Annotated in this window: 6 protein-coding genes; 3 read left to right on the top strand and 3 right to left on the bottom strand. The window is 41.7% G+C overall.

Annotated features, from left to right (window positions below; translation table 11 throughout):
- Positions 1 to 56 precede the first annotated feature (56 nt).
- Entirely contained in the window at positions 57 to 701 is a 645-nt protein-coding gene (gene upp / locus Q0192_RS04535; protein WP_299286722.1) for a uracil phosphoribosyltransferase, read from the bottom strand.
- 237 nt (positions 702 to 938) lie between these two features.
- Between upp and uvrB the strand changes: the two genes are divergently transcribed.
- Positions 939 to 2,966: an excinuclease ABC subunit UvrB gene (uvrB, locus tag Q0192_RS04530; RefSeq protein WP_299286719.1), complete on the top strand. Its 2,028-nt coding sequence runs from the start codon at positions 939 to 941 to the stop codon at positions 2,964 to 2,966.
- A gap of 30 nt (positions 2,967 to 2,996) precedes the next feature.
- Here the strand turns inward: uvrB and Q0192_RS04525 are convergent, their stop codons facing one another.
- Positions 2,997 to 3,380: a type II toxin-antitoxin system VapC family toxin gene (locus tag Q0192_RS04525; protein ID WP_299286717.1), complete on the bottom strand. Its 384-nt coding sequence runs from the start codon at positions 3,378 to 3,380 to the stop codon at positions 2,997 to 2,999.
- A complete protein-coding gene (locus tag Q0192_RS04520; RefSeq protein WP_299286714.1) occupies positions 3,380 to 3,595 on the bottom strand; it encodes a DUF2281 domain-containing protein in 216 nt (71 codons plus the stop codon). The genes Q0192_RS04525 and Q0192_RS04520 overlap by 1 nt, the downstream gene beginning before the upstream one ends.
- A gap of 147 nt (positions 3,596 to 3,742) precedes the next feature.
- On the opposite strand from Q0192_RS04520, the gene Q0192_RS04515 reads away from it, so the two are divergent.
- Entirely contained in the window at positions 3,743 to 3,997 is a 255-nt protein-coding gene (locus Q0192_RS04515; protein ID WP_299286711.1) for a DUF4834 domain-containing protein, read from the top strand.
- Positions 3,998 to 4,008: 11 nt separating this feature from the next.
- Positions 4,009 to 4,299 carry a hypothetical protein gene (locus tag Q0192_RS04510; RefSeq protein ID WP_299286708.1) on the top strand — a complete coding sequence of 97 codons (291 nt, stop codon included), beginning with the start codon at positions 4,009 to 4,011 and terminating at the stop codon, positions 4,297 to 4,299.
- Positions 4,300 to 4,757 lie beyond the last annotated feature (458 nt).

Genomic DNA, 4,757 nt, shown 5'->3' with positions numbered 1-4,757 from the left:
TCCCTGCGGTCGAGATGACAACATAAGGTGATGCTTCTTTTATCACTATAAAATCATCAAACTTTCTCGCCAAAACTTAAATCGCCGGCATCGCCTAAGCCCGGAATAATGTACGAATAACTGTTCATTTCCTGATCCACCGAACCAACCCAAATGTGCGCTTCGGGCAAGTTTTCCTGCACGTATTTTAAACCGGCAGCGCTGGCAATAACGGCAGCAATATGCAGTTCTTTTAATTGGTACTTTTCCTGCAAACGCTTGCAAACCTGCACTATACTTTGTCCGCTGGCTAGCATGGTATCGCATAAAATCACTACTTGTCCGTCTAAATTCGGACTCGAAATATGTTCTAACTGAATGGTAAAATCGTGGTTTACATCCGTTTTGCGATAAGCCGTAATAAAAGCCGAGGCCGAGCGGTCAAAAAAGTTTAAAAAGCCTTGGTGAAAAGGCAAACCGGCACGTAAAATGGTGGCTAAAACTGGCTGTGCCAAAGGTAAATTTACCTGTGCGATACCGAGTGGCGTTTTTACTTCTGTTTGCTGATATTCCAACGTTTTGCTGATCTCGTAAGCCAGAATCTCTCCCAAACGCGTTTGGTTATAGCGGAAACGCTGCGGGTTTTGCTGCGTGTGCACATTGCGCATTTCGGCAATAAAGCGATTAGCTACCGAATTGGTTTGATCGAGCTGGAAAATCATGCAGCGAAAATAATGCTTTTTTTATGGGATAAAATTTAGGCCGATAAAAGAAGTATTCTGCTTTGTCATCTCGAACAAAGTGAGAGATCTTCTTTAAAGTGAAAGATAAACATTGTTGTTCGATGAACATCTCTCACTTCGTTCGGGACGACAAAATAAAAATCCTGACAAAAAACAAACATCAAAAGCTATACTTTTTAGCATTTCAAACACAAAAACCGTACTTTTATCTTCTCAATGGATTTCAAATTAACCTCTCAATACAAACCTTCCGGCGATCAGCCGGAAGCCATCCGCCAGTTGGTGCAAGGCGTAGAAAGCGGCGACAATTACCAGACTTTGCTGGGCGTAACCGGTTCGGGCAAAACATTTAGTATTGCAAATGTGATTCAGGAAACACAAAAACCAACGCTGGTTTTAAGTCATAACAAAACGTTGGCTGCCCAACTTTACGGCGAATTCAAGCAGTTTTTTCCGGAGAATGCGGTCAACTATTTTGTTTCCTACTACGATTATTACCAGCCGGAAGCGTTCATTCCCTCCTCCAATACGTACATTGAAAAGGATTTGCAGATTAATGAAGAAATTGAAAAATTGCGTTTGCGCACCACTTCTGCGTTGATGTCTGGCCGCCGTGATATCATCGTGGTTTCGTCCATTTCCTGCATTTACGGTATGGGAAACCCGGAAGATTTTTCCAATTCTGTTTTCCGTTTTGCGGTTGGAACACGGATTACGCGGAATGCTTTTTTGCACCGTTTGGTGGAAATTCTTTATGCAAGAACAACAGCCGATTTTAAACGCGGGACTTTCCGGGTAAAAGGCGATGTGGTGGAGATTTATCCGGCTTATCTGGATTATGCTTACCGCATCAATTTTTACGGTGATGACATTGAAGAACTGAGCACTTTTGATGTTTCTAACGGAAAAACCATCGAAAAGATGGAGAACATGGTTGTTTTTCCGGCAAATTTATATGTCGCGCCGCGCGAACGTTTCCAGCAATCTGTTTGGGCCATTCAGGAAGAACTGGAAATGCGCAAAAAGCAGTTTATTGGCGATGGGCGTTTTTTGGAAGCCAAACGTTTGGAAGAACGGGTGAATTATGATCTAGAAATGATCCGCGAACTGGGTTATTGCTCCGGCATCGAAAATTATTCGCGCTTTTTTGACGGACGGAAACCAGGCATGCGGCCTTTTTGTTTGTTGGATTATTTCCCGCAGGATTATTTAATGGTGATTGATGAAAGCCATGTTACCGTTCCGCAAATCCGGGCGATGTATGGCGGCGACCGTTCCCGCAAAATCTCTTTGGTTGAATATGGTTTCCGTTTGCCTGCGGCGATGGATAACCGTCCGCTAAATTTTCAGGAATTTGAACGATTGGCGCCGCAAACCATTTATGTAAGCGCAACGCCTGGCGATTTTGAACTGGAAAAATCAGAAGGCGTGGTGATTGAACAGGTAATCAGGCCAACAGGATTATTAGATCCGGTGATTGAAGTCCGGCCGGTGATTAACCAGGTGGATGACTTGCTGGAAGAAGTTGACCAAACCATTAAAAAAGGCGACCGGATTTTGGTAACCACTTTGACTAAACGCATGGCCGAAGAACTGGCCAAATACATGGATCGCCTCAACATTAAATGCCGTTACATCCATTCCGAAGTAAAAACGCTGGAACGGGTGGAGATTTTGCGCGGTTTGCGTTTAGGCGAATTTGATGTTTTGATCGGTATCAATCTTTTGCGCGAAGGTTTGGATTTGCCAGAAGTTTCGCTGGTGGCCATTTTGGACGCCGATAAAGAAGGCTTTTTACGCTCAGAACGTTCTTTAATCCAAACGATTGGCCGTGCTGCGCGAAATGACCGCGGACGGGTAATTATGTATGCTGATAAAATTACAGATTCTATGCAGATCACGATCGACGAAACCAACCGCCGCCGCGACAAGCAAATTCAATACAATTTAGAACATGGCATTGTACCGAAAACGGTTGGTAAATCGCGCGAAGCAATCATCGAACAAACTTCTGTGATGGATTTTAAAGGCGGCGTGCAGCAAGCTTATGTAGAACAGGATGTTGCCGATAACATTGCTGCCGACCCGATTGTGCAATACATGAGCAAACCGGAATTGAAAAAAGCCATCGAGAACACTAAAAAAGAGATGCTAAAAGCAGCAAAAGATATGGATTTCCTCGGCGCTGCCAAACTACGCGACGAAATGTTTGCGTTGGAAAAAATGATGACGGAGAAATTTTAAGGTGATAAAAGAAGTATGATGCTTCTTTTATCACCAGATTCTTTGTACTTCATATTGGTCAAACCATTCATCAGAACTTACAATTGGAATTTGTTCAATGTTAGCTTGGGCAATTAACAACCGGTCAAAAGGGTCTCTGTGGTGCAGTGGCAACTGTTGGGTTTGGTAAATGTGAGGTAAGGAAATGTCTAATAATTCTGCATCAAAAGAATTTAAAAAGCTTTCAATGAATACACTAAGGGCTTGGTCTAAATCCAACTTGCCTGTTTTAACTTTTATCGCTAATTCCCAAACAGAAATTTGGCTTATATAAAGAACTGGTTCTGCAAGTATAATTTTTAGTGCTTTTGCAGATAATTTCGGATTATTTCTTTCCATCCAAATTATAACGTGTGTGTCCAGTAGTAACGGCACTACAAATAGTTTTTAAACTCTTCCGGCGTTTCATTAAAATCATCTGCCATCCAAATTTTGCCTTCTAACCTTCCCAAATTTTTTCGACGTTTTTCCGTTATGGCAGCCATATCAACAGGTTCCAACTCTTGCTTCTTCAACAAAGAATCAACCATAGCCTCAACTTCTTTCTGCTTATCCAAAGGCAAACGTTTAATTTTTTCTAAAATATCCATAACCAAATATTTACTGTAACAAATATAACGAAAAACAATAGTTGCAATCAATTTGATAAAGCAAGGTTAAATTTTAATTTTGATTGCGATAAGTTCAAACCTTTTTTCCGTTAAACTTTTATATTTGTATCCCATATCCAAATCAACATGTTGCTTATCCGTTTTTTAATCATATTCATTTGCATTTTGTATTTGCTTCGGATGTTGGGCCGGATGTTGTTGCCCGCTTTGTTTCGAAGTGTGGTGAACAAAGCACAAGCCCAACAAGCCAGCGCACAACAAAGCGCGCCGCGCGGTCCGAAAGAAGGCACGTTAAAAGTTGATTATATTCCGCCCAACGTTTACAAAAGCGCCATTCCGAAAACAGAAGGCGAGTTTGTACGATACGAAGAAGTCAAATAATCCTGCGGCAAATGATCCCGAAAGAAGTATTTAACCGCCGCCATTTTGGCACGCCGGAAGTGGTTTCGCTTATCGTTATCAATTACATTGTTACCGTGGTTGATATCCAGGCGTTTGCCATGTGTACCACCATTAAATGGTATTTTTGGCTGGTGTTGGTACTTTTAGCCGCTTATAATTTTTACCGCATCCGCAGAAACCCCGAAGAGTTTGACCGTAAAACTTTGATTGCTTATGGCGTTAGCTGGATACTTCTTTTAGCGGTGTTTTTTCTGCTTCGTACCAAAGCGCAACCTTGTTAATCAAACCAAACTGGATTATTCTCCAACCTCAATCCTGATTCCTCCAAACAAATTGCGTTAATTTTTTAATTTGATAAACGCTGCCCGAAATTTATACCGCATTTTTATTAAATTTCAGTAGGTTTGGGATTCATACAATTTTTAATTTTAGATGAATAACTGGTTCAAGCAAAATGGCGTTCACTTCGCTGTCGCGGGCTTATTTTTTGCCATCTGTTTCTTTTATTTTACGCCTGCATTTCAAGGGAAAGTTTTGGTGCAAAGCGATGTAACGCAAGCGCAAGGCATACAAAAAGAAATCATGGACGTACGCGCCAAAACCGGAAAAGCACCGCTTTGGACCAACCAGGTTTTTGGCGGGATGCCAGCTTACCAAATCTGGGCTTTTTATCCGGCCAACATTACCACGTATGTAATTTCTGCCTTAAAAACAGTATTCCCAAACCCAATTGATACCG

This window comes from uncultured Mucilaginibacter sp., from assembly GCF_937859865.1.
GTDB lineage: Bacteria > Bacteroidota > Bacteroidia > Sphingobacteriales > Sphingobacteriaceae > Mucilaginibacter_A.
The sequence above is the reverse complement of the archived record's forward strand: the minus strand, read 5'-3'. Positions and strand labels throughout refer to the sequence as shown.

Excerpts from the sequence above, each read along its gene's own strand:
- upp (WP_299286722.1), bottom strand. The coding sequence starts at position 701 with ATGATTTTCCAGCTCGATCAAACCAATTCGGTAGCTAATCGCTTTATT.
- uvrB (WP_299286719.1), top strand. The coding sequence starts at position 939 with ATGGATTTCAAATTAACCTCTCAATACAAACCTTCCGGCGATCAGCCG.
- Q0192_RS04520 (WP_299286714.1), bottom strand. The coding sequence starts at position 3,595 with ATGGATATTTTAGAAAAAATTAAACGTTTGCCTTTGGATAAGCAGAAA.
- Q0192_RS04515 (WP_299286711.1), top strand. The coding sequence starts at position 3,743 with ATGTTGCTTATCCGTTTTTTAATCATATTCATTTGCATTTTGTATTTG.
- Q0192_RS04510 (WP_299286708.1), top strand. The coding sequence starts at position 4,009 with ATGATCCCGAAAGAAGTATTTAACCGCCGCCATTTTGGCACGCCGGAA.